Source organism: Ochrobactrum sp. BTU2, assembly GCF_024539785.1.
Lineage (GTDB): Bacteria > Pseudomonadota > Alphaproteobacteria > Rhizobiales > Rhizobiaceae > Brucella > Brucella anthropi.
In genome coordinates this window covers 13354-39968 of the sequence record NZ_JAHWRG010000013.1, presented here as the reverse complement: position 1 = coordinate 39968, position 26615 = coordinate 13354, and the positions used below count along the sequence as shown (strand labels likewise).

The following is a 26615-nucleotide window of genomic DNA, read 5'->3' as shown; positions in this document are numbered from 1 at the left end:
CATTTATCTGCTTTTGCCAAACAGGCCGCGTGAGGCTTCAAGCCTCTTTTCCATGTCCTTTTGATATTGGACTAGATTTGCGATCATTTCCGCATAAACGTCCGTAAGATCGCCTTTTAAGATCGTCACTTCGTCATCTTCGGCAATGACGGTTTCACCAGAACGGTTGACGCCATAAAATGAACTGCCATTGCCCCAAATCTTGATGAGCGGCAAAACGTTTTCGATGCCTTTGGCTATGAGCCTATCATGCGTTTCGGCAATGCTCGCAAATTCGGGTAGATCGGGCGCATCAATACCAAGCAAAGTCACGCCGCGATAAAAGGTCCATGCGGGCGCTATGTCGCCCTCTTTTGGAGCTGGCCAGACTTCTTCGCGCGCGCAAACGGCCAAGCCATTGCAATTCCCCGAACTGACAAAATCCCTGTAGTAGTCTGGAAGTTTGATTTCGGTCTGAGCTTCGATCTTTTCGATATCGTTATTCGCTGCTGCCACAGCACGAAGAACCTGAAAATTTGAGGAATCGAGAGGCTCTAATATTTCCCAGATTTTCCGGTGAAATTCTTTTCCGTTCATAGGTAAGTTATTGCCCTTTCATGGTGTCAGATCATAAGACCAAGACGTTCTGCAAGACTTGGTACGGGCTTTTCTCCTGCCTCGCGCATCATTTCGATGATCGCGCTGTGTTCAAGCGCACCGATCTTGTAGCCTCTGCGCTTCACTTCATTGAGCAAGGTTTCGAGGGTTGGGTATTCGTCCAGAATGTTACCAAGCCAGATTTCCGGTCTGTCATCTTCCGGGTCTTGGTTGACAAAGCCCTGAAAAAAGAACGATCTCATTGGACGATCGTAACCAATTGCGCCTTCTTCGTCGGTTTCGTCGTCTTTCAGAACCAAGATTCTGTACCGGCTCACGGCGAATAACCCCATTCCTTGTGCGATGGATCGTCTGCAACGTATCCGCGATTAGAATAATGTGTACCATATTGGTACATGAAGAGCAGTTATTCACAGTCAATCAAACGATTACAACTGCTCGTGGCTGCTCTTAACTAGTTCCTAATGTGGCGAAAATGGGGCTTGATATAGCAACATTACTGTTGTTTTATGTTTAGACAGATTTGCAGTCCAAAACTGATCCTAAGAAGCAGGAAGCATTATTTAATAGCCTCTTCCTGTATTGATCCAAGTTCGACTATTAGGAAGCTAATGGTTTCTCTTATTGCTCAATTATTAGGCGGATTTCTCGGCGGTTCCGTGTTCGGGAAAATCGTTCATGTCGCTGATGTGGGTGCGTTCTGGAATGCCGTGATGGGCACATTGGGCGGGGTGGCAGGCGGACAATTGATCGGTTTCATCCTCGGCAAGACGGATCGAAGGCATGACTTGCGCTTCCTGCGTATGCCGCGTGGAAATGGCGATCGCCAAAGTTCCCGGAGTAATGTCGGCCTCGGTAAATCTCGCCACTGAAACGGCTGCGGTTGGCTTCAATGGTCCGATGAAAACTCAAGAGGTCATGGCCGCCATTCAAGGCGCAGGATATGAGGTCGGTACCGAGGTCTCCGAAATCGGCATCGAAGGCATGACCTGCGCCTCGTGCGTACGCCGCGTGGAATTGGCGATTGCCGCAGTACCCGGCGTCGTCAAGGCCTCGGTCAACCTAGCCACTGAACGCGCCACTGTTGAAACGGTGGCGGGTACACCGTCCACCGCTATAGATGCCGCGATCCGGCAGGCAGGCTATGAACCGAGCCGCCAGACTGCTGCGGCAACGGACGGCGACGCCCGCCAGGAAGCAAAGGACCGGGAACTACGGAGCTTGAAACGGGACTTGTCGATAGCGGCAGTCCTGACGCTTCCCATCTTCGTTCTCGAAACGGGGTCTCACCTTATTCCGGCGATGCATCATTGGCTTCTGACTGTCGTCGGACAACAACCTCTCTATATTCTCTACTTCGTTCTGGCGACCATCGTCCAGTTCGGTCCCGGGTTGCGGTTTTATAAAAAGGGTTTGCCCGCCCTCGCCCGTTTTGCTCCAGAGATGAACTCACTGGTCATATTGGGATCGAGTACTGCGTGGGCCTATTCGGTCATTGCGACGTTCGCCCCGCATGTGCTGCCTGAGGGCACTGCTTACGTCTACTATGAGGCATCCGCCGTCATCATTACGCTGATCCTGCTCGGACGGTTTCTGGAAGCAAAAGCCAAGGGACGCACGAGCGAGGCAATCAAAAGGCTGATGGGCCTTCAGGCAAAATCCGCCCGCGTCGAGCGCAACGGCGAATCTGTCGACGTCGCCCTTCAGGACGTGCAGGTCGGCGACATCATCCAGGTACGCCCCGGCGACAAGGTCCCGGTCGACGGCGAGGTTCTCGGCGGTTCATCCTATGTGGACGAATCCATGATATCGGGCGAACCAATCCCTGTGGCCAAGACGGCAGGTAACGAAGTTATCGGCAGCACAATCAACAAGACCGGTAGCTTCACCTACCGGGCCACAAAGGTCGGGTCGGACACCCTGCTCGCCCAGATCATCAAGATGGTGGAAACCGCGCAGGGCTCTAAGCTGCCGATCCAGGCACTCGTCGACAAGGTCACGGCATGGTTCGTCCCTGCGGTCGTGGCGGCTGCGGCCTTGACGTTCGTTACCTGGCTGCTGTTCGGTCCGGACCCAGCCCTCACTTTCGCTCTGGTCAACGCGGTTGCGGTGCTGATCATCGCCTGCCCCTGTGCAATGGGGCTGGCGACGCCTACCTCGATTATGGTCGGCACGGGTCGCGCCGCCGAGCTTGGCATCCTCTTCCGCAATGGCGAAGCCCTGCAAACGTTGAAGGGTACCCACGTCGTAGCCCTCGACAAGACGGGAACGCTTACAGCAGGCCGTCCTGAACTGACCGACGTCCAAGTGGCCGAAGGATTCGACCGCGCGCCTGTGCTGTCGCTGATCGCTTCGGTTGAAGCCTCTTCGGAACATCCGGTTGCGGCGGCCATTGTCGCAGCGGCGAAGTCGGAAGGCATCAAAATCGATGACGCCCAAGACTTTGAAGCGATTCCCGGATATGGAGTCACCGCCAATATCGGCGGCGTCACCGTCTCCGTGGGGGCTGACCGCTACATGGAGAAACTCGGCGTCAATGTCGGCGTTTTCGCAACTATAGCCGGGCAAATGGGTCATGACGCCAAGACACCGCTCTACGCGGCTGTCGATGGCAGGCTTGCCGCGATCGTTGCGGTCTCCGATCCGATCAAGCCAACAACGGCCGAGGCCATTCGTGCGATGCATGGGCTTGGCCTGAAGGTTGCTATGATCACGGGAGACAACCGCCGGACTGCAGAAGCCATAGCCGCGAAACTGGGCATCGACGAGATCGTTGCCGAAGTCCTGCCGGACGGCAAGGTCGAGGCGGTCAAGCGCCTGAGGGCTGGCGGCCGGACAGTCACGTTTGTCGGTGACGGCATCAATGACGCGCCGGCGCTTGCTGAAGCCGATGTCGGTATTGCCATCGGCACCGGGACCGATGTGGCTATCGAAAGCGCCGATGTCGTGTTGATGTCTGGCGACCTGCTCGGGGTGACCAATGCGATCGCCCTGTCCAAGGAGACGATGCGTAACATAGCCCAGAACCTGTTCTGGGCATTCGCCTACAATGTCAGCCTGATCCCGGTTGCGGCGGGCGTGCTCTATCCCGTTACAGGAACCTTGCTCTCGCCGATGCTGGCTGCGGGGGCAATGGCGCTTTCGAGCGTCTTTGTTCTCGGAAATGCGGTGCGGCTGAAACGCTTCACCGCTCCGGTTCGGGCATCTGCCTGAGACATCCAATGTCACGGCCTTTACCACGGCCGTGACAACTCTTTTGTTCAAATCCCTATTCCACATCGATCACCAGCATGAGGCCGCCACCGCCCTTCATTTCGACATTGTTGTTGGTCGTGTGATGCGGGATGTGACAGTGGACGAGCCATTTGCCGGGGCGCTGCGCACGCCAAAGTACATCGTAGCGTTGTCCCGGCGCGACATTCACGGTATCCGCCATATACCGGGCAGATTCCTGCAACGTTTCCCCGTCAACCGCGGCCACCTGGAACGGTCCGCCGTGGATGTGCATGGGATGGATGGCGGTCGTGTGTGATCCGACAAACCGCACTTTCAGCAGCTGCCCCTGCTTCATCTTGATGGTGTCCGTGGCCGGAAACGCCTTTCCGTTGATGGTGAAGAAGTTCGGAAAGCCGCCCTCCATCGGCATCGACGGAAAAGTCAGCCACTCCCGTTTCAACCATTCCTGCAACTGAACGGTATATTCTAGATCGGCGACGATATCGTCGGCCGGGTCTTTCGGATCGATTATCAGTGCGCCGTAAAGGCCAAGCGACTGCTGGCGATCGACATGGTCGTGCGTGTGATAGAAATAGGTGCCGTGCTGTCCAACGGTATACTCATACGTGAAGCTCTTGCCCGGTTGGATCGGCTCCTGCGTGATTTCAGCGGGACCGTCCATCTCGTTGGGCAGGATCAGCCCGTGCCAATGGATCGTGGTGCTTTCGGGCAGCTTATTGGTGACATTGATGCGGATGCGGTCGCCCTCGGTCACGCGAAGCGTGGGACCCGGCACCTCGCCGTTATAGGCATACGCCTCGACCGTTTCTCCGGGCAGGATCGACCACCGGATGACCGACGCCTCGAGATCGAACACCTTCACTCCATCTTCGATGCGGGGTTCCAACACCTTGCCTCCCTGGGCATCATCTTCGGCCTTGAAGGCTGTAAGTCGAGGATCGACGGCAGCCATGTCGCGCATGGAATCGGCCGGGGTGTCGAAATCCATGATCATACCCGGAGCCATAATCGTGCCGCCGACTTCGTGCGCCGTGAGCTGCATGTTGACCTTGGTAAACGGATACGCGAAGCCGCCGACCAGCATCAATGTGGTGAATGTCGCCATTGCGGCAACCTGCGTGCGTGTCGGGGCGAAAGCGGGAGGCAGACCCCCACTGTGTTGGCCGTGAGCGGATTTCTTGTCCTGCCCATGTTTGCCTTGTTGCGGTTGGTTGTCCTGATCAGGCGCACTGTGTCCTTCGTGCGCACTCGACTTTGCTTTTGCGTGGTGGGCATGCGCTGCTTGCGCCACGCGCTCCTTGCGCTCGGTCATCAGGCCGTGCTTGAGTCCTTTGGAGACCAGCCAGACATTGAAGGGATACGCCACCGCGAAACCGACACCGATGCCGAGAGCCATGACTCCCCAGAACAGGAGTTCTCCCGGCCACATGGCACGCATGTCGCGGCCCATCATCAGTATGGCCATTACCGGAGCCATCCCCGCCATCATGGCGTTCATGCTGATGAATTCAGGCATGAACGAGTTGCGGACATTCTCCCAATAGGTACCGCCCATCATGTTCTTCATGAACAGCGCCTGAAAGATGAACAGGCCCACGGCAAAGCCAGCGATATACTCGATGATAATGTCCACCCACATGGGCAAACCGATCACTGCAGTGATGGTGGCCGCGATGATGATCCCGGTGGCGTCGCCCGCGACACAGTGAATGGTGCTGCCGATGCCCTGCTTCCACAGCGGCTGTATGAATTCTTCATGGGTGCCGGGTCTCGGCTCCTTGTCGGCCAGCACGTAGAGCAGGAGGCCGACAGGTCCGAGATAGAGGGTGACGAGAATGAAACCCCACTTCATCACGGCCGGTTCGGGATTGTTGTGGAATTGGTCCCACGCCACGTAGGCCGTGCTGATTGCGGCGAGGACAAACCAGGCTGCAAGGATGTAATCGATCGGTTGAACGAACATGGTAGGCTCTCCGTGCACAATTCATTGGCGTTGACGGCAAATGCCGACTGTTACTGGACCTTTTCCCGAAATTTGGTGTGACAGGCCCAACATTCCTGCATCATGAGATGAAAGGCATGCTCGGCCGGAATCTTGCTGATGTCTTGTTTTTCGTCCCGACCTGCCCTGCGTTTCCAAAGAAGACTGCTGCCCGTAGTGGACACCGAAGCGCCCATCCGCATGTCCTGCGATATTCCGTCCGGTGCCTTGTCCGCCGATGCGGAAACAACGGCCAAACTCAGCGACCTTGCGGGCGAGTGCGTCAAACTCGTCATGCGACAGTTCAATTTCGGTTTTCGCAGCTGACGGCGGGCCGAGCGACATGGCGGGAAATTCCTTAATGAGCGCGTCGCCGGACCGAGTCTTGATCGTTTCGGCTGCCTGCTTGAAGTCGGAGGCGCTATAGGGAATCTTGCCTTCAAACATCCCCGCTATGGTCTTGCCCGCCTTCGCCATTTCCTTCATGGATTCCTGCCGCATCTTGACGATGCCGCGGATTTCGGGGTCCGCCCAAGCGCCCGAAAAAAGTGCGCACGAAACCCCGACGGTCAAAGCAACCGTAAAACCGTACGTCTGTCTGCAGACGTGCAAGTACGAAATCGCATATGTTTTCCCGGCAACATCGAGGCAAAGTAAAGCTTCCACTTACTGGAAGCACAAGCGGAAATCCGCGCGGGCGGCACTATTATTGCCACCCGCGCGTGACTGGCTTCAGGCGGCCATTTTCCTGCAGGATTCGGCGCAGCGGCGGCAGGCGTCGACACATTCCTGCATGTCGCCGATCCTCTCGCAGTCGTCCGCACACTCCGCACATATCTCCGCGCACTCTCCGCAAGTATGCTTGTGATGCGGTGAGCCGATAAGCATGAAGTGGGCCGACGTCCGGCAGATTTCAGCACAGGCGAGCATCAATGTGAAATGCTTCTTCTCGGTATGCTCGCCGCCCTTCTCAAGGCAGTGTCCGGTTGCGGTGGAAAGGCATGTCGCGTAACAGGCCAGGCAATGTTCGATGCAGGCTTTCATGTCGGCGTTTGTATGGTTCATCATGATGATCCTCCTTCTTCGTTTAACGTCATTTCGCTTGCTTGTCCAGCCATGTCGTCATGTCGGCAATTTCCTTGGTCTGGGCATCGATGACCTTTTGGGCCATGTCTTTCGCCCACGGGTCATCCCCGTTCTTGAGTTCGGCGTTGGCCATATTGATCGCGCCCTGATGGTGGACGATCATGCCGCACACGAATGCTACATCCGGGTCCTTCGCCATCATGCCCTGCATGGCGGCAGGCTTCATCATGCCCATCATGGCGTCCATAAGATCGGAATGCGCAGCGTCCATCTTGGGCATCTTATGCATTGGGGTCCGGGTTTTCGACATTTTCATGCCGTCGGCAGCTTTGCAGGCGGCAGACATTTCGGAAGCCATTGCATCCATCTTATGGTCCTTGCTCATCGCTTCCTGTGACAAGGCAAACGAAGTACCTCCGAGCAGCATCACGGCAGTCAGTATTGGAGTTAAAATACGCATTGTTTTCTTCCTTCACGAAACGTGGATTGAATCAATGCCTCCGCCGGAACGCGTGAGGCATAACGTTGAAACGAGTGAAGTCAGATCGTTTGCGGAGGTCGCTCAAGCCGTGCGGAGGGGTGGCTGACGGTCATCAGGTTCGTGAGATCGGCAACCTTTAGTCTTGTTTCAGCAACGGCAAAGAAAGGGGCACCGATCTCGGTTGCCACCCAGCAGTGTCCAATCGAGCAGCATTGTGCCTGCCCCGAAGGATATTTAGCAGTGTGCTTATCACCGGAGGTCCGATGTTCCTTGGCGCAGTCTGCTATTGCCTGATTGGTTGTCGTGAAATGATTGTCGGCACGCGCTGGCATGGTTCCCGCCGCCAGAACGACGGCCAAAAGGCAAGCTATAAGGATTTGGGTGAACCTTGCGATGTCGAACATGCTCGAGTGTGGCCTCCATCCCCGAAACGGCGGCAGGCAGATATTGTTCCCATCGCAGAAGAATGTGCGTTCGCCTCAGGATCCGGTCTACGCGGCAGGAAACAACTCGTCGGTCAATCCGAGCGCCCTGTAGATCAATAAACCCAGCCATTCATGCGCGGCGAGATCGGATGTGGCAAGGCCGGCGGCAATCGTCGCCACGGGTCTCCGGAGGTCAGCGCTGCCGCGGGTACGGTAATCCACGGGATAGGGAATGATTTTGGCTCCGGCCGCCCGAAAACATGCGACAGCACGCGGCATGTGGCTCGCGGAAGTGACGAGCAGCCATTGTTCCCCGGGTTTCGTCTGAAATACCGCCGCGCTTTGCGATCCGTTTTCGCAGGTGTTGCGGGACAGCTCTTCAACTGTGATGCGGCTCTCAGGCACACCAATCTTCACCAGCACATCCCTGGCGATCTGCGATTCCGTTGGAGTGTTGTCATGGACAAGGTGATTTGCTCCACCCGAAAGAAGGAGACGGGCCTCAGGGTAATCCCGGGCGAGCTCGGCGGTCGCCGTCACCCGTTCGCCCGCTTCGTTGAGCGCCGGACTGTGGCGCTCGCCTGTGATATGGGTGTCGACCGCGCCGCCGAGCATTACGATGCCTGCCACCGATCCCGAAATCGTGGGTTGCGGAAAACGGTCCTCCAAAACCATCAGGGCCGCGGGCCCGAGCGGAGACCAGCCGACGACGGCAAACAGGAAGGCAGAAATCACCAACAGCGAAACTCCGGCTCGTCGGATTCCGAAGAGCAAAGCCAACATGCCGAGAACACCAAGAATACCTATGAAATTCGACGGCAATATCAGATAGCCGAGCACTTTGGATATTATGAAAAACATTCAAGGCTCCGCGTTGCGTACCGTTCGAAATATCGGCGCAATTAATGCTGTATCGCGTGTGGAATGTCCAACGGGATCAAGCGGTAACCGGGAACTATGTAAATGGACAGTTTCACGAGATCGGGGGCTGCAGGCAAACTGCCCGCCAGAGTTCATTTTTCCATTTGTCATGGAACGACGCATTCAAGCCCGCAACAACCCGGTATTCCTTGCCTCCGACAAATATCTTTCCGGGAGTCTCGCGGCATTTCACGAGCGCTTTGTGTAAACCGTTGTCACGATAAACCGATGAATCCGTCCCATCGGTTTCGACAAGATTTATGGTGACGCCATAATCGTATTCCTGTTGCAACAATGCCGAGCTTGAAGTCAGTGCCATGGTAACGGTGGTTTGATCACCGAATGTTTCTGTATGGAAAATGACGGGCTCCGCATAGGCAACATTTGCTCCGAAAAGCGATGCAACAAGCATGCTCATCGATAGGTTGCGCATGACTGCACTCCTCGCAATACTCCCTGAGAGAGTATAGCAGATATTGCGTTCGGAGCGTATGGAAATGTTGCAGAGAGGTACTTCTACCCTCGGGCTCCGCCAACCGGTACTACAAAAACGAGAGCCAATCCTTCAGTTCCGGAAATGCGTTCGATTGGTAACAATGGTTAATCGATCGCAAACATGTTTGCGCATATCATGAGTACCAGGGCAATCTGCAATTACACGCTCTGACGGAAAACACATGTTTTCCGTCTGCAACTGCGATCAGCAGTAATACGGCGATCCTGGATGCTTATATTTATATGGAAAACCCTGTCGGAATGATGCTATGTACGAATACATCAAGAATATGGTTTTTCGTACATGCTTGTTGGATATATGCGTGTTTCATCCATAGATGATCGTCAAGATGTTGACCTGCAACGGGATGCTCTGATTGCTGCGGGCGTCGATGAGCGTCATCTGCATTCCGACAAGGCAAGCGGTGCTCGCGACGATCGGCCGGGATTGAAATCATGTCTGGCAGATTTGAGATCCGGTGATTGCCTGATCGTCTGGAAACTTGATCGTCTCGGCCGTTCCCTGCCGCACCTGCTGTCGATCATCAACGATCTCAAGAGCCGAGGCATATCGTTTCGTTCCTTGACCGAACAGATGGACACGACGACAGCGCAGGGCGAACTTTTCTTTTCGCTCTTCGGCGCCCTTGCTCAATATGAACGTTCCCTCACTCAGGAAAGGGTGAATGCGGGATTGGCAGCAGCGCGCCGACGAGGACGTAAGGGTGGCAGGCCACTCGCGATTGATCCCGAAAAGATGGAACAGATCCTCGCAGCCTTGAAAGCCGGAACGAGCAAAGCGTCCGTCTGCCGATCATTCAACATTCCTCGATCGACACTCATCGATACATTGAGCCGCATCGGCTGGAATGGTGCAATCACACAGGCCTGATACTGGGTGTGTTCACGGTTCGTCCAAAGTCGCGTACGATTTCGCGGTGTTCTTGTCGTGACCCCTGCAAGAGACTGAACACAACCGAGTGTCAGCTTGCGAGCCGGTTAGGATTATCGCGTGCGGCGCTCAAATCAATCGAACGTCCGGATGCGCCGCTATATCTGCAACTTGCACTGACTGCCATGATGGACGGCTTGCAGCCCTACCCGATGTTTGTACGCGCTGCGTATCACTCCGAAATTCCGGCCGATCCGGTTCAATTGAGGCTTGTTCGATAATCAGTTCCGAAGGGCAACGGACATGATGACGAAACTGACTGCAATTTCCTTGGTGGTTGTAGCCGCGGCTTTTCCCGATACAGCAATGGCCGCTTCATGCGGCTCTGGAATTTCGGGTCAAAGCCCCGCCGTGAAGATGCTGCAAAGGCAGTTATCGGCTTTGCGCTCGATCCAGCGCGGGCGCGGCTGCAAGCCCGGTGACACGGGCGGCGGACTTTTCAATGCCTGCCGTGAAGTGGGGATGAAAATCAATGAGGTGCAGTAGGAGTTACGCGCTACTGCGGCTGCAAATAATGAATGCAAGGCCGAAGCCCGAACAGCCAAGGCGCCTACCAAGCCGAAAGCCATGAAGGTGTCGGCTGCAGGCAATGCTCGACCACAACCAGCAACGGAAGCCCCGAAAAAGGTGCGCGGGCCGAAAAATGCCCTTCAATACTGTGTGCGCCTGTCGGATGGCTATTATTTCCCGACGCCCAATTCGCAGTACAAGCAAAAAGGCGGTACGGATGCCGCTCTCATTCAATGCAAGATGATCTGCAAGACCGACGCTATGGCGGTTTATATCAACGACCAAAACGAAGAAGCCGCCGATATGGTTTCGGTCCTGACTGGTGAGGTCTATGCGGATCTCGCAACAGCTTATGATTATCACGGTGAAGGTAAGTTCGAACGCTGCGATTGGAACGGCTACGTTCGGAAAGTCAGTTCGGGCTTTGCGGCCAAAAGGCAATCGAAGCACCTTGCCGATGCCGTCTTACCAAAACCGGGTGTGAGGCCAGACGATCAAGACCCGGTGGCTGTGGCTGAAATTCCATCGCAATCGCTTCGTCCCGCCCCTTCACGCTCAATCCGTATTGTAGGTCCAGCCTTTATACCCGACGCCGACAACAAGGCATTCGGTCGAATGCGCCGTCATCAAAACTGAAACCAGCCAAGCGGCATTTTCTATGGGAGCGTTCATGACAAAGCTGAAACTCAGATACTTATTGCTTGCACTGGTCCCGCTGGCGGTTGCCGGCTGCGTTACAGCGGAGGAGGTCGATCAGGACACATGTGCCTCTTTCGGTTTCAAGCCAGGTACAGACGCATTCGCAAACTGCATGATGGAGCAAAGCGCCCGCGCTGACGAAAAAAGACGGGAATGGGAACGAGAGGACCGAGCGCGTGAGGAACGCAAGCGCGAGCGCAAGAAGGAAAAGGAACGCCGTCGCCGCGAGGAAAGCGAGATAGACAATCGGCCACAATTCGACCGGGACGGCAATCCGAACTTTGACACGCAAGGCAATTACATGGGCTGCCATGGCGTGGGTTGTGACGTTGATAATCCTGACGACTAGTCGCATCGGGCTATCGACACCCGCATGCGCGTGAGCGCCAAAAAGGTTGAGCGCAACAATGATGGGGGGGAAACGGAACGCGGTTTCCTCACCGCTGCGCTCAAGACAAATGTAACGAATAAAAAAATGGGAAGGCAAGCCGGTTTTCAAAAACGGGTGAGATAACAATGCACAATATCGACCGTGGTTTCCTTGTCGAACACCAACTGAGATCAGCAACCGAAGATGATTTGCAAAAAGCGGTAAGTGATGCCTGCGATTTTATCATAAGGCTCAAAAAATCCGGGCTTAATATCATCCTTCCCGACGATCAGGATCAATGCAGGGATCGATTTGAATTACTGGTCAATCTTTTGATGACCGAAAAAGGCTTTCCCGGTGATCGCCCGGATTGGCTGACGGACCAGATGATGCAAAGCGCCGCGTATACAATCGGCGCTCGCATTTATAGTATGCAACCACATTTGGTTGAACCGTCGCTGCGGGATCGTATGAAAGCCGTGATCAACGAAAATTAGACTACGCCATAAGAAGCGCGGTCCCGCGTTGGGACCGCACATGTATAGAGAATTGATGATAGAGCTATTCGGGATTCCGGGGATAGGAATCTACCTCGTCGCATTGTTGGGTTTGATGGTCGTATTGGTTGTCTGGGTGCTTTTATCGTAAGAGCTAAATTGATAACGAACCGCACCGTTAATTGTGGCGACGGTACGTCAACGGCTGATCAAAATCGAGTGCCCAAAGGCCGACTTTTCCCTGTTTCGCTGTTTGCTCGATCTGCTCGTAAACAGGTTCGGTGACGCGGCCCTTGTAACGGTAGGCGACTGCTAGGCCCTGCCGGATTAGCTCTGCGGCAAAGTCCGGAATCTCGTCATTGCCACAGGTTGCCAGCAACCCTTATACGTGTCTTGTCCGTCAATCTGGCATGTGATTGTCTTATTCGCTGTCCAGCGGATAAGCGCTGCTTTCGCGTCCGTGCCACAGTCGATTGTCTGGCCGAGCGGCGATCTGGCCTTTTGCGATATTTCGCAGGCGTCAACGCCGGTAAGTCGGATTTTCTGGCCGTTCTCGACCAGTTTCAGCGTATCACCATCCACAACATTGACGACAAGTCCGCTTCTTTCCTCTCCAGCCGCCGCGTTCGCATTTCCGGTCAGATGGAGCGCGATCACCAAACCGAACGAAACGCTCGATGTGAGACGATATAAAGCGCGCATAGGGGCATTCTCCTGCGTTGGTATCTGTCGCACTATCCTCGCCCGTCGCTTCGTCGGTGTCGGTGCGCTGGATGCTGCCAGCGTAAACGATGGTGGTTCCCGTTTCGCCTTTGCGCACGTGGGCTTTTAGCGCTGCGGCCTGCTTGTAAGTAAACCAGTAAGGCGAGTTATAGCCTTTGTCTGCGGCTTCACTCCACAAAAGCAAGACATTGATACCGCGATATGGTTCGCCGGTCGAACGGATGGGAAATGAAGCTACACCTTCGCCATCCTGCCAAGGCTGCAACCAAGGGCGCTTGCCTTCTTCCTGCATGGCAATGATCTTGTTGGTAATCTCCTGATAAACATCGCGCCGTGGACTAGCCATATTTGAAATCCTTTTGCCAGTGGGCGAAGCCGCGCCCTTTGTCGGGTAATGCCTCGTGCATTAACCCCGGCAGAGGGGGCGGGCGCAGACCGCCCCCAGACAGTGTGATTTTCAGTCAAGGATTGCAGACGGAATAAAAACGGAAGGTTCGGGCGCAGCCAGAAAGCCGTTTTTGTTTCGGCTGCAACGCTTTGCGCTTGTCCATTGACGGAAAATTGCACTGGCGATAGGGGCAAAAGAAAAAAGGAAAATAATAAGCCCGCAAAAGCGGGCTTCCTAATAGTTTCAAATGAAATTACTTATACGATCTTAAAATCTTAAAATCGCACCTGCAATTTCGGAATGATAATTTTCCCGGCGTGATCCTTCACAAGTACAAAATCCGGATTAAACCCGGCAAGACCGTTTCTATTGATCAAAACCAAATAATCATTCTCTATTAAAAAGTTCTTTAATCGCCATACCGTGTTATAATTAACATCGGCCCAATTCGCCAATGAAGCAGAGTCAGCAACCGTTGCATCTTCAAAATGGTTCTCCACCATTTGATCAAGAATTAAAGGCCACTTTTTTCTTGTGAAAACGGGATGCGCCTTAATTCTGTCAAGAATTTCTTTGTTTACGCCACTTTCACCGCCTGCCAGTTCTGCTTCAATTGGCACGCCATCAAAATAAACAAGCTTTTGCTTTATTTTTCTTTTGTTTGACATATCTCGTTTAACACCATCCCCGCGATTCATTTCGGACGGAGGATAGCAAAATTTTACTGAATAACAACATTATCATCGAATCCGCTCCTATAAGTAAGAGTTGATGCAACGGAATGTATATATTATTACATGAAATCGAGTTTTTAATGTTGAATAACATTCATTTCGCATATGATAATACATCATTCATACAAATATAGATATCCGTTCATATACTATAGTTGTATAAGTGGTTCAAAGCCGTTTAGACTCATCGGGACTGCCGGTATTCAAATCCATAGTCTATGGCTGATCTGGCTTTAAAGCTTGGTCGGACAGGTCTATTAGAGCCTGCTAATGCAGATCGAACAGCCCTGAACGCGCTTGAGGGGCGATACTTGAATACGCGAAACGCGCCAAACATGATCGCCGCAAAAACCAACAATTCAAAAGTCCACCATCGGATATGGAACAAGAAAATCGGCAGAAATATAATGAAATATCCATCCAGCATGAAGAATGATGGATTTCTCATTGTTTCTCGCCACTTAATGGTTCGTCCGTAAATATCTCCATCCATTATTCGAATCCGCCGGTGTCGATAGAAGCCGATTGTGGCAATTCCACGCTTTGCAGGAAGAGCACGCCCACGGTCTTACCGGCATTGAGTTTGACAAGCGGCCCTTTTGGCGCTGACTGCTCAATGTCTTGCGCCATGCGCTGACCAACTTTACCAGCTCCCGCATATAGCCCCTGCTCAAACCGTGGCTTATTTCGTGATACCGTGGCGTAATTGGAGCCATAGATTACCTTATCGCCACTTTCAGAAAGCGTCTGCCCCAGACCTTCAATAAATGAGGCGGCAATCAACGGCGCATAGCGTGAGAACAGTCGCCTATCGACTTCGGATTTCACCGCAATCGAACCTTTGGTGGCGTCAACTGCATAGGCGGAAGCTGGCGCTTCGCGGCCATCGGCAAACACAATCCGGTCAAACTGAACGATAAGTGCATTCGTCGTGTTGTTCTTCTGAAACGCACCAATCATGCGGGCCTTATAAAGCGGGCCTTTCTTCATGATTTCTACGACCACGGGACCGGGTGTATCGGAATCGGTACTGTTGATTACGCGACCGAATGCAAACTGACCGGCATTGATCGCGTTGTTTGGCAAACCGTCGCCGGTAACAAGTCCGGAAGCTTGCGCCGCCTGTTGGCGCTCAAGCGCTTCCTGCCTGCGCTGTTCCGGCGTCTTATACAAGGTCTGATTGAGGACAATCGTGTTCGTGGAGCCGACAGGTGCCCATCCACTTTGATATTCCCGCGCCTGACCGGCGATCTGTGCTGCCAGTTGATTGATACGCGAATAGTCAGGTGGCGGCGGAGCCTGCTCGGCCTTTTTCGTTACAATCGCCTCGCGTACTTCTGGCTCTGGCGTATTGGCGGGCGCAACTGGCTTGCGGAAGTTCGTTTGTGCCTTGGGCTTTTCGTCAATATCGCGCAACGGCTCGTCGGGCGTCGCAATAAAGCTGCTTCCGTCTTTCTCCGCCTGTTGCGAACCTTCACGATTAACTGTGTCGAGACTTTGCTTATAGCGCTCGCTTTCGGCAAGCTGCTGGCCTGCGGGTGTCGTGTCAATCGACGGCGGGCGCGATATACGCGAACCGCCCGTAAACTCGTTGTTCCATGCCTTGTAGACAGTCAGTGCCACCCCGGCCAGGAGGAACGCACCAACTGCCACCAGAAGCGGCTTGTTCTTATTGCCGCGCTTGCTCCTGTTGATCACGGTCGAACGCAAGCCGACATTTTCCACGTCTTCAATTGACTGCTTCGCTGGATCTTGCTTCGACGCTTCGCCATTGTCAGACGATCCCGACGAATTGGCATTCTTTTCATTATCGTCGATCAATTTGAAATCCTCACGCGTTCAATGGTGCCGTTACGCGAAATCAGGGCAACAGGTGTTTTTTTGATGCGATAGGCGTGCACGCCGCCCGGTCCAGTCAGAACAGAGGACCACGAAGGGGAAACAAGCGTATTCTGGGTGCGGACATAATAGTCACCGGAATAGGACCAAACGTCCGTGTCTGGATCGGTCGTGCGAAGTTGAACCGCGCCTTTCGGCATCCCTGCGCCTTGTACGAATGCCATCATCACATTGTCGCTCGGCGCGACCTTGGTTGAAACAGTCGTTGGGTTGACGGCGGCATTGGGGCCGTAGGCTTCAACCGTAATATCGCGGCGCGCAATTGCTGTGCCTTGGCTCGTCTGGAGATTAAGCACTATCGGGCGGCTTTCTTCGACCAGAGAGACGATTAAGTTGGAATAGCCGTGCGGTTGCAATGCACTGATTGCCAGCTTGTTTGAACCTTCCTGCAAAGCGTACACCTGAAAACGATCTGCGCGCCCGACAACATAAGAAGCGACAGGCCACGCTTTTCCCGTTCGATCATAAAAGCTGATGACAGAAACGGTGTCAGGGGCGGTTGATATTGTCGATATCGCCTTGCTCGGTTTCAGCGAAAGCCGGATGGCATCGCTTATGAGCGTCGGCTTTACGCCAGACGGCGGTTCCGATGCGGCTCTTTGGTTTTCATCCACGCGCCTGCGATAATCACGGATCATGTCTGGCGTCATAGGCATAAGCGACTGCACGGCAGAACCATATGCTGTGGCTTCTTCTGGCGATAATGGCCGGTCAAGCTCGTCCAGCGATTGAAGCAAATGGTTTGTCCCGATGATTGGCGGCAACTCGTCCTTGTTCTGATTACGCGCACCGGAACTAGAGGACGGTCGCGTTTGCCCAAAGCGCGACGGATCGGGCCTTTGCTGCGCATTAGTTTGCGATGACGTGACCGGTTGTGCCGTCTGTGTTTGCTGTGGCAATTGGGCGGCAGGAATATCGCTGGCCGATTGCGCGTAGGCGGAAGAAACCAAGGGCAACAGTGTGAGCGCCGCTGACAAAATGGATCGCTTCATAGGTCAGGCTCCCGGCGCTGCATTGAAATTCGAGACTGCAATTGTGCGGGGGTATTCACTGGATTCCATTCGCGTCAAAGCGAGTGTGACCGTGAAATTTTGTCCCGTAACCTGCGTTGACGACTGATAAGTCACCCGCAACGGCAATTGGACGATCCATTCATAGATGCCGTCCGGGTTAAGGCCCTCACGCACGATGACTGCGCGCTGTGCGACGGCAGTTGTATTAAGGCGCTGATTTTTGACCAGTTCGAGCTGACCGCTTTTATTCACGGCGTCCACGAATGAGTTCCAACCGCGAGGCTTTGAGAAATAAGGCTTCATGTCCTCAAATTCCGCACGGTAATTCGAGAACGAATAGGTGAGCGACCGCGTAGCGGCTTCTGTGGCAAAATTAGCCACTTCTGCGGGACTCAAATGCGGCTGCGATACCGGAATGATCGGCGTAATGCTTCCATCGGAGTTCGTAGCAAAGTAGACCGGCGCGGGCTTGCTGAGCGCCAAAGCCACAGCGGCGGCAGTGCTGATAACAGTCGTTGCGGCAAGCGCCAGGGCGACAAAACTCATACGACGATAGGCGACCTTGTACGTGTCCGCCCGCGTGAGAATGGATTCAATCTTACCGTAATCGTGACTAGTCATTTTTACCCTTGCCGTCTGTCTTGCCGGTAGCAACGATTGTCTTGATCTTCGTTTCGTCTAGTGCACCGGCTAACACTTGGTCGCCCTTGTCGTCTTTGTAGAGAAAGAATGGCACCTGCCTGATCCCGTTCTTGCGCACCCATTTGACGTTGCGCTCCATGCCGGACACCACCTTTTGGTCCATTTCGCTATCAGGCATAGGGGTGCGTTCCGGAGAACCGGAAATGATCTCGTCGGAATGCTTGATGAAGGCAACGCCTGGATTTTTTTCATGGATGAAACTCACGGCAAGCTGGAACGAAAGCCGCGAGAGAATAGGCGTTGGAATGATGCGCAACTCAATGTCGCCGCGATCCATATATGGCTTTAGCTCGACAAACGACCGGGCACACCAAGGGCAGCGAGGATCTGCAAACATGTAAAGCACGGGCGCACCCGGCTTGAACTTGTTTGCCTGTACCCACATGGAAAAGTCATCCGCCTGCTGGCGGAACTCGGCCAAATCCTTCGCGACAGGTATAGAGGCATCGTTCATTCCACTAGCCTGCGCGGCATCAAAAGTGGTTGCGGGGGCGCTCTGCGGTTCGGTCTGCGCGGTGGCGGGCTGCTGCACATTAGTCTGCGGCGGTGTCTGCGGAACCCTCTGCACGCTAGGCGAGGCCGGGGCCACTTGTGCCGCCTGCAATGCGGTAGATTCCGGCGCTTTTGAACCGGCTAAAGCCGGAGCCGTCATTCCCGTGAACGAACCGGAAATATCCTGACCGTCGGGACCAATGATTTTGCCCCGAATAAGAATACCATCTTTGGAGGTAAGAACAGTCTCCGGATTCTGGTTAGGAAGCTGGACAGTCCAAACCTGAAACCCATCCATTTTGAATAATCGTTGCGTCTTAATACTGTCTTTAAAGAGAAATTTTTGAATATACGGCGTAAATTCCTCTTGATCTGGCGCTTTTATATTGAATTCTTGTGCGCTCGCATCCTTAATAACAATCATCGTCATTGATGCAATTATTATTTTTGCTATCGATAATCTCATTAGATGCTGATCCGTAAAAGATTGTGGATTTTGGGGTAAAATGATGTATTAGGATTCAATAGGCAAGCCTTAATAGGCATTATCCGCCATAAAATCTAAGATATTGGAATCGGGGTCGACGGCGAAGCGCATGGCAATACAATGGGATGGCAGGACCGGCGATGAAGGATTCGCAACGCGGATAGCGTCGGTAGTGATTGTATCGGCGGTTATATCAACGGCGTGCAGCTATGCGGTTTTCAAGATGCAAGCGCCTGCGACCGTTAAGCCGAATACTGGCGAGATTACCAAACTACAAAGTGAGACGGCGGGATTAGAGGCAAGTCTGAGGGATCAGATTGCCGAAACTGCGGCTCTTCGGCGCGAAATGGCGGTCCTGACAAGCGACAATGGCATCATTGCCCGACTAGTCGGACACATCAAAACATTGCGCGAGCAAAATCAGATGTTGTCTGAAATCGTCACGCGATCCGGCAATACTGCGCCGGATATGGGTGAGAGGTTTCCAGCCAATGGTCTTGCGGCATCGGGAATGGATGGTGCCGCAATGACAGAACAAAACGTAGCCTCCCCTACCCGGCTCATGGTGGTAACGCCACCCCAGAAAAAGGAAGCCGAGCCGCAACCCGCTCCCGCGAAAGAGACCAAGGCCGAACCTTCCGACAAACCAGAAACCAAAGACGGGGCCTGATAAGCATGGAGGGGCTTGTCGGACTTCTCGAAAGAACAGCGGCTTTAATGCCGCAATTCCAGTCTCTGGTTGTAGCAATCTGCTATGTGATTGGACTGATTTGCGCGGTTAATTCGTTGCGTGGGTTTGCAGCCGTTGGCGATAGAAGTCAGGCTTCGACAGGCTGGTCACAAGCGGGATGGCATGGCCCCGCATTTCTGCTGATTATTGCGATCAGCTTTGTATCGCTTTCAAGCGTCATATCGGCATTTCTTATGTCGTTCTTCGGGATGGATCAAACCTATGCGGCAAGCGAAGTGTTTGCTTACGCGCCCGAACTTCTCAAACCCGTCAATAATGAAATGGGGACGCGCGTAGTTATCGCTGTGGTCCGCATATTCCAGTTCGTCGGCCTGATTGCATTCGCCCGTGGCATCTACGTGGCCAACATGTCGGCCATTTATCCCTATCGCGGAATGGTCGCAAAAGGTCTGACGCACATGATCGGCGGGGTTCTTCTCATGAACCTCCCCGCTGTTCTGCAAAAACTTCAAGAACACCTGTTGGGCAACTAGGAGCAAATGATGATTGCCAAGATGAAAACGTCCCTTCTGACCGCTGCGGCGGTAATCGCAACTGCGCCAGCCTTCGCGCAATCGCAAGGCGGACTTGGTGACATGGCGACCAGCCTGCGCACCGACTCCGTTGGTCCGGTTGCAGATCTGATCGGCTCACTTGCATTTGTCGCGGGCATTATCTCCGCAATCTTTGGCTTGTGGACGCTGTTTCAGCATCGTCGCAACCCGCATGATCCCAATAGCGGTGTCAGCAAGGCCATAATGTCCTTCATCGTCGCTGCCGGTCTCGTTGGTATTCCGGCATATCTGGGGGTGGGCGTTGCTACCTTCTTCGGCTCTGGTGCCGAAACCACCTCTGTTGACGGCTCTTTGCGCTCGATAAACTAATGGCTTTTGTTCGTGACACACTGAAAGGGCTTGCTTATTTCCTGAGCGGCCCCGTCCTGCGCAAGTCTCTGGAAAGCTATTGCCGTCTGGTGACGGCAAATAGCGATAATGCCCTTGTTGCTGATGACGGCTCGCTCGTCAGTGTGTTTCGACTGGAGGGTTGCCGGAGCATTAAAGGTTCGGCAGAACTGTCAAAAGACGTGTCAGAGCTGCGTTTGTCGCTTGCTTCGCAATTCGGTGAACGTGGTTTTACACTTCAATTCTGGTTCGGCCATCTGCCCGAAGTCGGGCGGGCCGATCTGGAAAATATCTTGGCGGGTACGGCATCTGTTGCGAGGAATGCCGAACTCGATGTGAGCGATCTTCTGGAGGAACGCGCTTCACGCTTGCCTGACAAGCTGAGCGGCGAACGCGCCTACATCGTCCTGTGGTCGCGGCCAGCGCTGCTTTCGCGAGAAGAAAGCCGTAGCTCCGCCGCCGTTGTCACAGACGAATTGAAGCAATTGCCTCATGCGCCTACCGCACAATTACCAATGCCGGCTTTGCCAGCATTGTTGACCCGCCACAATTCCATCGTTGAGTCATTGCAGCGCGAAACGCGCCGCTGCGGCTTCGACATTGAATTGTTGGACGTTCGCGAGGCATTGAGTGAAATTAAAGGCGTACTCAATCCCGAATTTCTGGCGGCTAGCAACAATTGGAAGGCGGTTTTGCCCGGCGACCATTTGCGGGCAAAAATGCCTGACACCGAATTGCAGAACAAGGGCAAGGATTTTTCTCATCTGCTCTGGCCGTCCCTTAGTTCCCAGATCATGTCCGAAGGCAGCACGCTTCTAAGCGACCGCATTTTTGAGTTTGGCTCAAAAATCTATTGCGGCTTTGATGTGGTGCTTGGCCCCGAACAGGTCGTCAACTTCAACGACTTGATTTCCCGTGTGCTTGATCAGAGGCGCAAAATATCTTGGCGTGTCTCCATGCTGGTCGATAGCGGCGGTTTTCAGGGGCAAACGTTCAAGGAAACCTACGCGAGCCTGCTCACCTTTACCGGAAGAATAACGAACGGTCGCATCAAACGGGCATTTGAGGCGGCACGTGAAATCAATGGTGACGGTGAAACTATTGTTCGCTGGCGCGCTTCTTTCGCGGCATGGTGTGACCGTGGCGAAGAAAAGCAACTGCTTTCCGATATCGCCACACTTCGCCAGACCGTCCATGGTTGGGGCAATACCCAGACCGATATGCAGGTTGGCGATCCCGTTGAATGCATCATGTCCTCGACAATGGGACTTAATGCTGCGTCTACCGCTCCCGTTGCATCGGCTTATCTGACGGACGTGTTCGCGCTTGCGCCATTATCGCGCCCGTCCAGTCCGTGGCGGCGTGGCGTGATCCTGTTCCGCACAAAGGACGGTAAGCTTTGGCCGTATAATCCCGGATCGTCCCGGCAACTTGGTTGGGTTGATATTATTGTCGGCCAACCGGGTTCGGGCAAATCGGTTCTGTCTAATTCCATGAACCTGTCCATTGCCCTGTCGCCGCAAGTCGGACGGTCCAAAACAGGCGCATCATTGCTGCCGCGCATTTCCATCATCGATATTGGCCCTTCAAGCCAGGGGCTTATACAACTGATCAAGGATGCACTGCCAGCATCGCGCCGTCATGAAGCGATGCATTTGCGGCTGCAAAATCGCGAAGAATATTCCGTCAATCCGTTCGACCTGAACTTGTGCGTTCAAAAGCCATTTCCTTACGAACTGGAATTTCTCGTCAATCTCGTTTGCCTGTGCTGCACTGCCGATGATCGGGAAAGTCCTTATGACGGCATTAGCGCCTTGGCGCGTGCGGCAATCAACGAAGCATACGAGTATTATTCGGAGGACATGAACCCGAAACGCTATTCGAGAACCGATAGCGTTGACGTTGATAATGCACTCGATGCTCTGGGATATGAAACGGACGCGCAAACGACGTGGTGGGAAGTCGTCAAGTTCCTGTTTGATAAGGACAAGCATCACGAGGCAACGCTTGCGCAGCGCTTTGCGGTGCCTGTCATGGCCGATCTGGTGAGCATGTCCAACCGCGAAACGGTCAAAGAGCCGTTCCGGGAAATGCGCGTTGAATCAACGAGTGAATCGGTCGTGGTTGCGTTCCAGCGCATGGTGACTGCCGCCTGTCGTGACTTCCCGATCCTTGCCCGCCCTACCCGCTTTAGTGTCGCGGACGCTCGTATTATCGCATTTGATTTGGAAGCAGTGACTTCCAACACCGGGGCACATGCACATCGCCAGTCGGCGGTTATGTACATGCTGACCCGCCATACAATCACGTCTGATTTCTGGCTGCACGAAGACGATCTGGATAAGGTTTCCATTCCAGCCAATGTTCGCGCCTATCACTTGGAAAGGGTGACGAACAATAAACAGATGCAAAAGCGCCTCGCCTACGATGAATATCATCGAACCGGCAATCTGGCGTTCTTCCGCAAGCAAAATGAAAATGATGCCCGCGTTGGGCGTAAGACTGGTGTCCAACAGGTCTACGCTTCGCAGCTGATCGACGACTTCGATAGAGAAGTTCAGGAACTCGCGAACAATTTCTTTTTCTGCAATGTACCGTCCGAAGGTGCCATCAGGTCGATAGGTGAGAATTTCAATTTCTCACCGACAATCCAGTCGGTCTTGCGCGGTCTGAACGGCCCGATTGCAGGACAAGGCGCTCCCTTCGTAGCGATGATGAAGCTGAAAACCGGCATCTACACGCAATATTTGTTCAACGACATTGGCCCGATTGAGAGTTGGGCGCTTTCCACCACCCAAGGCGATACTGCCTTGCGCTCGCTCATTTACGAAGCGTTCGGCCCCAAAATGGGCCGACGCGTTTTGGCGAAGCGCTTCCCGCAAGGTACGGCGTCCGAACTGATCGAAGTGCGCAAAACCGAGATGGAAGCGCGCGGTGTCGTTGTCGATGAAAGCGCCAAAGAAAACCTGATCCGACAGATTGCAGACGAAATTATCAGAGGGTTCCGGGATGTTTAGAGCATTACTTTTCATGAGCATTGGCTGCGCATCAACGCTTGTCGGTTTGTCCGACGCATTGGCCCGCGACGAACTGCGCTATCTGAAATTTCAACCAGAAATCAAAGTCGATTTTGACGGTTCGGATTCCCAGGCGACGAGTACAGCCCGCAAAATGTATGGCAAGAAATTTCGCCTTGTCGATGCAAAGCGCGTCTGGCTCAAGGAGCCTGACGATGGCTATGAGCAAATGGTTGTTCGTCTTTCGACGGAACGTACCTGCACGGATAATTGCACCTATGCCGTCCTGTTCTACGATGACAAGCAATGGCTGGAATTGTGGCGGGGTACGGCCAAGGAATTTCAGCTTGGGCCGCTAGGCGATAACGGAATGCGCGGAATCTATGATGGATCGCGCATGTGGCAATGGACCGGCGATGAATACTGGCCGGGGCTTGCCGAATACAAATTCCTTTATCGCGATGCCAAGCCAGAGGAAAAGCGGGCAGTCGATGCGGCGCTATCAGCCGGTACAGGTGAGAAGCGCGACGACACGACCTATTCGGTTCTCGATCTTCCTTTGAAGAACGGAACCGGCGCAATCGTTTCCATTCAAAGCCCATATTATTGCGGGCAATTGAATTGTCCGGCTTTCGTTCTCAATGAGAAGTCGGAACTTGTCGGCAATTACGATGCCATTGAATCGCAAGCCGGTGCCTCTCCGCTTCGCGATAAGGACGCCAACCCGCTTATTGAAACCGTCACGTCCAAGGGACTGACCGTATATCAGCTTGGCGGGTTGAAGCCAGATTTCACCATTGATGCCCAAACACCCATCATTGCCGGGAGGGACCGCAAATGAATGCTCGTCGCTTTTTCGGATCAAGCATTCTTGCGCTATCGCTGGCGTTTGGATCCTTTGCAGCCTTGGCAGACTATAACGACAGCATTGCCAAGTATGAGGGCGGCAACTCCTATTCCATCATGAACCAAGGCGGCTCGTCCGCTCTGGGACGCTACCAGATAACAGCCGGAACATGGGCAAATCTCGGCTATATTTCTTACAATGGTTCCGGCAGCAAATCGGATTATTCGAATTATTCCTTTACGGATAAGGCAACCGCTGCGGGTGTTAGCTCGGTCAGCGATCTTCGTTATTCGTCTGCGGGCGCAAGTCTGCAAGACAGGGCTAATCAGGAATTGGCATCGGAGAATTGGGCTTCCATGTCTTCGCAGACACGCGGACTTGTCGGGCAGACCGTCAATGGCGTTCTCATTACCGAAGATGGATTGTTGCAGGCATCGCATTTTCTGGGTGCGGGCGCTCTCAATCAATGGGTCGCATCCGGATTTGACCCAAGCGTATTGCCCGCAAGCTACCTGACCGCAAACGGCTTCAAATCCTACGAGGAATTGCAAGCCTACGTCATGAAACGCATGGCGAACGGTGCTGGCAACTCCGGTATCAGCAACGGCATAGGCGGTGCGCCTGCTGGCGGCGATCCCATGTTTCAGGACACGGCAGGCTTTCCGGGCATCGGCAATGTCCGGCCCGTTCTTATTCAGGAAAGGCCGCCGTTTCAGGGCGAAAAGGAGAACCTGTAATGCGCAAGCTTCTTTTGAGTATTTTGTTGCTGGCTGCTCCAGCGGCGGCACATGCCGAAGTTGGCGATGACCTTTTCCAAGGCGCGGGCGAAGGTTGTCTTGAAACGGTGAAAGTCAGCCTCAAGGACGCAATCAACAGCGGCATTGAGGGCGAAGTCAAACGGCAGGAAGCGGCATTGAAAATGCCTGCTCCTTTATCCGGTCTAAGCTGCCTTGATAGCCTGATGGACACCAATCTGGATATTGCGATCACGATTCCCGACCTGTCCGCAATTTTCAACAAGGCTTTGTCTGATGCGGAAAATCAGGTTTGCTCGATGGCGCAAGAGCAAATTAGCAAGCTGACCGAGCCGCTGCAGAACGCATTTCAGTTTCCGCAATTGCAGGGTCTCAATCTTCCCGGCATGGGCGCCAGCGGTGGTCCGGACATTGATTTCAGCATCGGGCAAGGCGGGATAGGCCAAAGCGGATCGAACGTGCAGGATTCCGGCCCGCGAGAAAACGCGCAGTCCATCATGAACGATCTTTACCAGAATTTGTACGGGAACTGAGCCGATGAAGAAGATTGCATTTCTGGCTGCGGCGTCATTCGTTTCAATTATTGCAGGATCACAGTCGGCATTGGCGGATTGCGATTGCGGTAGCATTCGCAACATCGTCAATGACGGGGTGAACCGCGTTAATGACCACACGACAGATGTTGGCAATGATATTGCCAATACGATCTTGCAGGGCGTTGCGCAGCTTAGCGCCTACTCCAAACGGGCAACGGAAGCTCAAAAGCGCATTACCGAAGCTGCACAAGTCAATGACGTGACCAGACAGAAGCAAATTGCACGCGGTATCGCTGAAAGTGGACGCTATGATCCTGCTTCTTCGGCATGTGTGGATCTGTCCGGCATATTCTCCATCGGTAAGGCGGGCGGTGGCCAAGGATTGAGCGGCAAGGACATTACCAATGCCTCCCGCAATTGGTCTTATGGCAATGAAGATATCGGCGCACCGGTTGCCCAGGGCGGACTTGCTGTCGCCAACGCCATTATTACCGATCGTGACCGCTTTAAGGGTGTCGGCGGCTTTGCCGATCCGACAAGCGATGCCCGTCTGATCACTGACGCCATCACGCTTGATACGACGAAGAAAGAAATTGCAGGTGCACATATCCGGCTCGTAAACAATATTGTCGATCCGATCCCGGCCAAGCCCATTACGGAAGCCGAAAGCAAAACGCCAGCGGGCCGTGCACAGATTGCAGCCCGTGAAGTCGATGCAAGCCGTAGATCAGCCGCACATGCCATCATGAGCTACATTGGCGATCTGGCGACCCCTACGGGTAGCTCGGAATTGGCTGCATGGGCAAAGAAAGCCGCGCCGCAAGGTTATCCCTATCAGATTGGTGATCAGGTATCGCAATTGCAGGCGATGGATATTTTCGTGCGCTCCCGCTTCCCGAACGCCAAATGGCATGAACAGCTTGCGCGTATGTCGCCAGATGCTGTTCAGCGCGAACAGTTGCTTGCAACCGCGCTAACACAACAAATCGAATGGATGCGTTTTGATCTGGAGCGCCGCAATGCGATCGCTCTGGCTGCTGTCCTTTCCACGATTCTGGATAACCGCGACACGCACACGACGAATATTCCGATGGAAGCAGGTAGCGGAACCTGATCTGCATTCGATCAGAGAGGATAAG

31 protein-coding genes are annotated in these 26615 nt (G+C 53.8%); 15 read left to right on the top strand and 16 right to left on the bottom strand.

The window, feature by feature from the left end; all coding sequences use genetic code 11:
• Positions 1 to 3: 3 nt before the first annotated feature.
• Both KWJ32_RS23365 and KWJ32_RS23360 read right to left on the bottom strand, forming a co-directional pair.
• A complete protein-coding gene (locus KWJ32_RS23365; RefSeq protein WP_125302284.1) occupies positions 4 to 576 on the bottom strand; it encodes an SMI1/KNR4 family protein in 573 nt (190 codons plus the stop codon).
• 26 nt (positions 577 to 602) lie between these two features.
• Positions 603 to 914, bottom strand: coding sequence for a hypothetical protein (locus KWJ32_RS23360; protein ID WP_247870374.1), 312 nt, complete (start codon positions 912 to 914; stop codon positions 603 to 605).
• Positions 915 to 1208: 294 nt separating this feature from the next.
• Here KWJ32_RS23360 and KWJ32_RS23355 point away from each other — a divergent pair, with 294 nt between their 5' ends.
• Both KWJ32_RS23355 and KWJ32_RS23350 read left to right on the top strand, forming a co-directional pair.
• Positions 1209 to 1469, top strand: coding sequence for a hypothetical protein (locus KWJ32_RS23355; protein ID WP_256886304.1), 261 nt, complete (start codon positions 1209 to 1211; stop codon positions 1467 to 1469).
• Positions 1381 to 3810: a heavy metal translocating P-type ATPase gene (locus KWJ32_RS23350; protein ID WP_256886303.1), complete on the top strand. Its 2430-nt coding sequence runs from the start codon at positions 1381 to 1383 to the stop codon at positions 3808 to 3810. The genes KWJ32_RS23355 and KWJ32_RS23350 overlap by 89 nt, the downstream gene beginning before the upstream one ends.
• 55 nt (positions 3811 to 3865) lie before the next feature.
• Here the strand turns inward: KWJ32_RS23350 and KWJ32_RS23345 are convergent, their stop codons facing one another.
• The 7 genes from KWJ32_RS23345 to KWJ32_RS23315 all read right to left on the bottom strand — a co-directional run bounded on the left by KWJ32_RS23345 (position 3866) and on the right by KWJ32_RS23315 (position 9161).
• On the bottom strand, positions 3866 to 5797 hold the full coding sequence (locus KWJ32_RS23345; RefSeq protein ID WP_125302276.1) for a multicopper oxidase domain-containing protein: 1932 nt from the start codon (positions 5795 to 5797) through the stop codon (positions 3866 to 3868).
• Positions 5798 to 5818: 21 nt separating this feature from the next.
• Positions 5819 to 6301, bottom strand: a complete 483-nt coding sequence (locus KWJ32_RS23340; RefSeq protein WP_256886302.1) for a cytochrome c — start codon at positions 6299 to 6301, stop codon at positions 5819 to 5821.
• A gap of 246 nt (positions 6302 to 6547) precedes the next feature.
• Complete coding sequence (locus tag KWJ32_RS23335; RefSeq protein WP_128095014.1) at positions 6548 to 6880, bottom strand: four-helix bundle copper-binding protein; 333 nt, start codon at positions 6878 to 6880, stop codon at positions 6548 to 6550.
• Positions 6881 to 6908: 28 nt separating this feature from the next.
• Positions 6909 to 7361, bottom strand: coding sequence for a DUF305 domain-containing protein (locus KWJ32_RS23330; RefSeq protein WP_256886301.1), 453 nt, complete (start codon positions 7359 to 7361; stop codon positions 6909 to 6911).
• Between the two features lie 80 nt (positions 7362 to 7441).
• Positions 7442 to 7786 carry a hypothetical protein gene (locus tag KWJ32_RS23325; protein ID WP_125302270.1) on the bottom strand — a complete coding sequence of 115 codons (345 nt, stop codon included), beginning with the start codon at positions 7784 to 7786 and terminating at the stop codon, positions 7442 to 7444.
• An 87-nt stretch (positions 7787 to 7873) separates the two neighbouring features.
• Positions 7874 to 8668: a YdcF family protein gene (locus KWJ32_RS23320; RefSeq protein WP_125302268.1), complete on the bottom strand. Its 795-nt coding sequence runs from the start codon at positions 8666 to 8668 to the stop codon at positions 7874 to 7876.
• Between the two features lie 112 nt (positions 8669 to 8780).
• Complete coding sequence (locus KWJ32_RS23315) at positions 8781 to 9161, bottom strand: hypothetical protein (RefSeq protein ID WP_125302265.1); 381 nt, start codon at positions 9159 to 9161, stop codon at positions 8781 to 8783.
• A 366-nt stretch (positions 9162 to 9527) separates the two neighbouring features.
• Here KWJ32_RS23315 and KWJ32_RS23310 point away from each other — a divergent pair, with 366 nt between their 5' ends.
• From KWJ32_RS23310 to KWJ32_RS23290, 5 genes are all read left to right on the top strand, one after another.
• Entirely contained in the window at positions 9528 to 10115 is a 588-nt protein-coding gene (locus tag KWJ32_RS23310; protein WP_256886300.1) for a recombinase family protein, read from the top strand.
• 303 nt (positions 10116 to 10418) lie between these two features.
• Entirely contained in the window at positions 10419 to 10661 is a 243-nt protein-coding gene (locus tag KWJ32_RS23305) for a hypothetical protein (RefSeq protein WP_128094993.1), read from the top strand.
• A gap of 81 nt (positions 10662 to 10742) precedes the next feature.
• Positions 10743 to 11321, top strand: a complete 579-nt coding sequence (locus tag KWJ32_RS23300; RefSeq protein ID WP_128094994.1) for a DUF2865 domain-containing protein — start codon at positions 10743 to 10745, stop codon at positions 11319 to 11321.
• Positions 11322 to 11355: 34 nt separating this feature from the next.
• Entirely contained in the window at positions 11356 to 11733 is a 378-nt protein-coding gene (locus KWJ32_RS23295) for a hypothetical protein (protein ID WP_125302258.1), read from the top strand.
• A 167-nt stretch (positions 11734 to 11900) separates the two neighbouring features.
• Positions 11901 to 12251, top strand: coding sequence for a hypothetical protein (locus KWJ32_RS23290; protein ID WP_125302256.1), 351 nt, complete (start codon positions 11901 to 11903; stop codon positions 12249 to 12251).
• A 178-nt stretch (positions 12252 to 12429) separates the two neighbouring features.
• On the opposite strand, the gene KWJ32_RS23285 is transcribed toward KWJ32_RS23290, so the two are convergent.
• The 7 genes from KWJ32_RS23285 to KWJ32_RS23255 form a co-directional block, all read right to left on the bottom strand.
• Positions 12430 to 12630, bottom strand: a complete 201-nt coding sequence (locus KWJ32_RS23285; RefSeq protein WP_256886299.1) for a thermonuclease family protein — start codon at positions 12628 to 12630, stop codon at positions 12430 to 12432.
• Positions 12631 to 12822: 192 nt separating this feature from the next.
• Positions 12823 to 13320: an ArdC family protein gene (locus tag KWJ32_RS23280; RefSeq protein ID WP_256886298.1), complete on the bottom strand. Its 498-nt coding sequence runs from the start codon at positions 13318 to 13320 to the stop codon at positions 12823 to 12825.
• A gap of 317 nt (positions 13321 to 13637) precedes the next feature.
• Positions 13638 to 14030 (bottom strand): hypothetical protein, encoded by a 393-nt coding sequence (locus KWJ32_RS23275; RefSeq protein ID WP_256886297.1) that lies wholly within the window; start codon positions 14028 to 14030, stop codon positions 13638 to 13640.
• A gap of 558 nt (positions 14031 to 14588) precedes the next feature.
• Entirely contained in the window at positions 14589 to 15917 is a 1329-nt protein-coding gene (locus KWJ32_RS23270; protein WP_256886296.1) for a TrbI/VirB10 family protein, read from the bottom strand.
• Complete coding sequence (locus KWJ32_RS23265; RefSeq protein WP_171380685.1) at positions 15914 to 16987, bottom strand: DotH/IcmK family type IV secretion protein; 1074 nt, start codon at positions 16985 to 16987, stop codon at positions 15914 to 15916. The genes KWJ32_RS23270 and KWJ32_RS23265 overlap by 4 nt, the downstream gene beginning before the upstream one ends.
• A gap of 3 nt (positions 16988 to 16990) precedes the next feature.
• Positions 16991 to 17629: a type IVB secretion system apparatus protein IcmL/DotI gene (locus tag KWJ32_RS23260; RefSeq protein WP_038595002.1), complete on the bottom strand. Its 639-nt coding sequence runs from the start codon at positions 17627 to 17629 to the stop codon at positions 16991 to 16993.
• Positions 17622 to 18632 carry a thioredoxin fold domain-containing protein gene (locus tag KWJ32_RS23255; protein ID WP_256886295.1) on the bottom strand — a complete coding sequence of 337 codons (1011 nt, stop codon included), beginning with the start codon at positions 18630 to 18632 and terminating at the stop codon, positions 17622 to 17624. The genes KWJ32_RS23260 and KWJ32_RS23255 overlap by 8 nt, the downstream gene beginning before the upstream one ends.
• Before the next feature lie 166 nt (positions 18633 to 18798).
• Here KWJ32_RS23255 and KWJ32_RS23250 point away from each other — a divergent pair, with 166 nt between their 5' ends.
• From KWJ32_RS23250 to KWJ32_RS23215, 8 genes are read left to right on the top strand one after another with little or no spacing between them, the layout of a single operon-like run.
• Positions 18799 to 19359 (top strand): hypothetical protein, encoded by a 561-nt coding sequence (locus KWJ32_RS23250; RefSeq protein ID WP_151577096.1) that lies wholly within the window; start codon positions 18799 to 18801, stop codon positions 19357 to 19359.
• 5 nt (positions 19360 to 19364) lie between these two features.
• Positions 19365 to 19913: a hypothetical protein gene (locus tag KWJ32_RS23245; RefSeq protein WP_128095001.1), complete on the top strand. Its 549-nt coding sequence runs from the start codon at positions 19365 to 19367 to the stop codon at positions 19911 to 19913.
• A 21-nt stretch (positions 19914 to 19934) separates the two neighbouring features.
• Positions 19935 to 20303, top strand: a complete 369-nt coding sequence (locus KWJ32_RS23240) for a hypothetical protein (protein ID WP_125302236.1) — start codon at positions 19935 to 19937, stop codon at positions 20301 to 20303.
• Positions 20303 to 23338, top strand: a complete 3036-nt coding sequence (locus KWJ32_RS23235; RefSeq protein ID WP_256886294.1) for a hypothetical protein — start codon at positions 20303 to 20305, stop codon at positions 23336 to 23338. The genes KWJ32_RS23240 and KWJ32_RS23235 overlap by 1 nt, the downstream gene beginning before the upstream one ends.
• A 13-nt stretch (positions 23339 to 23351) precedes the next feature.
• Positions 23352 to 24179, top strand: a complete 828-nt coding sequence (locus KWJ32_RS23230) for a hypothetical protein (RefSeq protein ID WP_038594990.1) — start codon at positions 23352 to 23354, stop codon at positions 24177 to 24179.
• Positions 24176 to 24922 (top strand): hypothetical protein, encoded by a 747-nt coding sequence (locus KWJ32_RS23225; protein WP_128095002.1) that lies wholly within the window; start codon positions 24176 to 24178, stop codon positions 24920 to 24922. The genes KWJ32_RS23230 and KWJ32_RS23225 overlap by 4 nt, the downstream gene beginning before the upstream one ends.
• Complete coding sequence (locus tag KWJ32_RS23220; RefSeq protein ID WP_038594986.1) at positions 24922 to 25473, top strand: hypothetical protein; 552 nt, start codon at positions 24922 to 24924, stop codon at positions 25471 to 25473. The genes KWJ32_RS23225 and KWJ32_RS23220 overlap by 1 nt, the downstream gene beginning before the upstream one ends.
• Positions 25474 to 25477: 4 nt before the next feature.
• Complete coding sequence (locus tag KWJ32_RS23215) at positions 25478 to 26590, top strand: hypothetical protein (RefSeq protein WP_256886293.1); 1113 nt, start codon at positions 25478 to 25480, stop codon at positions 26588 to 26590.
• Positions 26591 to 26615 lie beyond the last annotated feature (25 nt).

Coding starts and splice junctions, on each gene's coding strand:
- KWJ32_RS23365 (WP_125302284.1), bottom strand. CDS start 576: ATGAACGGAAAAGAATTTCACCGGAAAATCTGGGAAATATTAGAGCCT.
- KWJ32_RS23355 (WP_256886304.1), top strand. CDS start 1,209: ATGGTTTCTCTTATTGCTCAATTATTAGGCGGATTTCTCGGCGGTTCC.
- KWJ32_RS23350 (WP_256886303.1), top strand. CDS start 1,381: ATGACTTGCGCTTCCTGCGTATGCCGCGTGGAAATGGCGATCGCCAAA.
- KWJ32_RS23345 (WP_125302276.1), bottom strand. CDS start 5,797: ATGTTCGTTCAACCGATCGATTACATCCTTGCAGCCTGGTTTGTCCTC.
- KWJ32_RS23340 (WP_256886302.1), bottom strand. CDS start 6,301: ATGAAGGAAATGGCGAAGGCGGGCAAGACCATAGCGGGGATGTTTGAA.
- KWJ32_RS23335 (WP_128095014.1), bottom strand. CDS start 6,880: ATGAACCATACAAACGCCGACATGAAAGCCTGCATCGAACATTGCCTG.
- KWJ32_RS23330 (WP_256886301.1), bottom strand. CDS start 7,361: ATGCGTATTTTAACTCCAATACTGACTGCCGTGATGCTGCTCGGAGGT.
- KWJ32_RS23325 (WP_125302270.1), bottom strand. CDS start 7,786: ATGTTCGACATCGCAAGGTTCACCCAAATCCTTATAGCTTGCCTTTTG.
- KWJ32_RS23320 (WP_125302268.1), bottom strand. CDS start 8,668: ATGTTTTTCATAATATCCAAAGTGCTCGGCTATCTGATATTGCCGTCG.
- KWJ32_RS23315 (WP_125302265.1), bottom strand. CDS start 9,161: ATGCGCAACCTATCGATGAGCATGCTTGTTGCATCGCTTTTCGGAGCA.
- KWJ32_RS23310 (WP_256886300.1), top strand. CDS start 9,528: ATGCTTGTTGGATATATGCGTGTTTCATCCATAGATGATCGTCAAGAT.
- KWJ32_RS23305 (WP_128094993.1), top strand. CDS start 10,419: ATGATGACGAAACTGACTGCAATTTCCTTGGTGGTTGTAGCCGCGGCT.
- KWJ32_RS23300 (WP_128094994.1), top strand. CDS start 10,743: ATGAAGGTGTCGGCTGCAGGCAATGCTCGACCACAACCAGCAACGGAA.
- KWJ32_RS23295 (WP_125302258.1), top strand. CDS start 11,356: ATGACAAAGCTGAAACTCAGATACTTATTGCTTGCACTGGTCCCGCTG.
- KWJ32_RS23290 (WP_125302256.1), top strand. CDS start 11,901: ATGCACAATATCGACCGTGGTTTCCTTGTCGAACACCAACTGAGATCA.
- KWJ32_RS23280 (WP_256886298.1), bottom strand. CDS start 13,320: ATGGCTAGTCCACGGCGCGATGTTTATCAGGAGATTACCAACAAGATC.
- KWJ32_RS23275 (WP_256886297.1), bottom strand. CDS start 14,030: ATGTCAAACAAAAGAAAAATAAAGCAAAAGCTTGTTTATTTTGATGGC.
- KWJ32_RS23265 (WP_171380685.1), bottom strand. CDS start 16,987: ATGAAGCGATCCATTTTGTCAGCGGCGCTCACACTGTTGCCCTTGGTT.
- KWJ32_RS23260 (WP_038595002.1), bottom strand. CDS start 17,629: ATGACTAGTCACGATTACGGTAAGATTGAATCCATTCTCACGCGGGCG.
- KWJ32_RS23255 (WP_256886295.1), bottom strand. CDS start 18,632: ATGACGATGATTGTTATTAAGGATGCGAGCGCACAAGAATTCAATATA.
- KWJ32_RS23250 (WP_151577096.1), top strand. CDS start 18,799: ATGGCAATACAATGGGATGGCAGGACCGGCGATGAAGGATTCGCAACG.
- KWJ32_RS23245 (WP_128095001.1), top strand. CDS start 19,365: ATGGAGGGGCTTGTCGGACTTCTCGAAAGAACAGCGGCTTTAATGCCG.
- KWJ32_RS23240 (WP_125302236.1), top strand. CDS start 19,935: ATGAAAACGTCCCTTCTGACCGCTGCGGCGGTAATCGCAACTGCGCCA.
- KWJ32_RS23235 (WP_256886294.1), top strand. CDS start 20,303: ATGGCTTTTGTTCGTGACACACTGAAAGGGCTTGCTTATTTCCTGAGC.
- KWJ32_RS23230 (WP_038594990.1), top strand. CDS start 23,352: ATGAGCATTGGCTGCGCATCAACGCTTGTCGGTTTGTCCGACGCATTG.
- KWJ32_RS23225 (WP_128095002.1), top strand. CDS start 24,176: ATGAATGCTCGTCGCTTTTTCGGATCAAGCATTCTTGCGCTATCGCTG.
- KWJ32_RS23220 (WP_038594986.1), top strand. CDS start 24,922: ATGCGCAAGCTTCTTTTGAGTATTTTGTTGCTGGCTGCTCCAGCGGCG.
- KWJ32_RS23215 (WP_256886293.1), top strand. CDS start 25,478: ATGAAGAAGATTGCATTTCTGGCTGCGGCGTCATTCGTTTCAATTATT.